The organism is Anaerobiospirillum sp. NML120511, from assembly GCF_023050955.1.
Classification (GTDB): Bacteria; Pseudomonadota; Gammaproteobacteria; order Enterobacterales; family Succinivibrionaceae; genus Anaerobiospirillum.
In genome coordinates, this window is sequence record NZ_JALKIK010000114.1 from 1 (window position 1) to 1,211 (window position 1,211).

Consider the following 1,211-nt stretch of genomic DNA (forward strand, 5'->3'; position numbering starts at 1 on the left):
TCGATATATACCATTAAAGACTCCCAATTATTTGAAGTAAGCCCTGGTCCAAGCTCACGGAAGCTGGACATATCCACAACATAGAATTTGCAGTAATTAAAGACATCGTCAATGATGTCGCTTTCTGCCCCCTTAAGCTTATCACAGATAGCCCTGATAATGTCTTTTGTTCCTGGATTTGGTCTTTCATCCACCTGCAGTGCCAGCAGCAGGGCAGAAAGGCTGTTCTGCTTAACAAGCCAGTCTACACCACCTTTGTCTATCAGGCTGATGTGATTATAGATGAAATCAGCTGTGAGTGCCTTGTCAACAGCAGGAACCATGTTACTGCTGTCAAACAGCTCGGTAGCCTGGGGAAATGATTGAGTGCCAGTATAAATCATGAACTGATACACATGCGGAAACACATCTAACCTTTTGCGAGGATTGTACCCAGGCCATTCACGCAAAATGGCCAGACGGTATTCCAACATTCTGTATAGCATGTAGTCAGAGATACTTGACTGGAATTCGAAATGGAAGTAAGTGACAATACCTGAAAGCAGCTTGATTTTGACCAGAAGATCGACAGCAATCTCTCTGGTATCATTCTGGCACTGCATGAAAGTTCTGTCAGGGAGCTCCATTGAGTTCCAGTCAAAAAGTTCAAGCTCCTGCTCAGAAAACAACCCTGTCAGCTTAACCAGCTCCCGGAAAAAAAACTGATTTCTGAAGAGCGCTTTGGAAGTTATGTCCTGCCTGTGCCAGAAGTAGCTGCTGTCTGTTTCGCAACTGCCTGACAAGCTGCCATAGTTGTCTGCAGTTGTGACGCTTGATGCAGTTATGTCTGCAGCAAACCTGGCCTTAGGTGCACTGGACTTTCTGCCCTTTGCGCTTTTTCCAGTTTTGCCCGCTTTCTTAACCGCTTTGACATCCTGACTTGCTGTACAGGATGCAGCTTCGTAACTGGCCTGTGCTGACAAGTCCTTCTTGTCTGCCTTAAGAGAGTCTGTTTTGTCAGAGATTGTACCTGATTGATGATCGTTGCCTGGACTGCGCTGTGCAGTCTTGCGGCCCCTGGGCTTGCTCTGCCTTCGTTGAGCGGCTGCTGCCCCACTTGTTCCTGAGGAAGATTCAGTACTCAAAAAGCCTCCAAAAGTTGAATGAAACTTTGTGCTGAGCGGCTGATGAACATACAGCCGGGCTGGTTCTGATACACCAGGTTCAGGTCT

1 protein-coding gene is annotated in these 1,211 nt (G+C 46.9%); it reads right to left on the minus strand.

The features are described from left to right. The coding region (locus tag MXE39_RS12870) for an Rpn family recombination-promoting nuclease/putative transposase (protein WP_247074215.1) at positions 1-668 on the minus strand (668 nt) is incomplete at its 3' end. Positions 669-1,211: the final 543 nt, after the last annotated feature.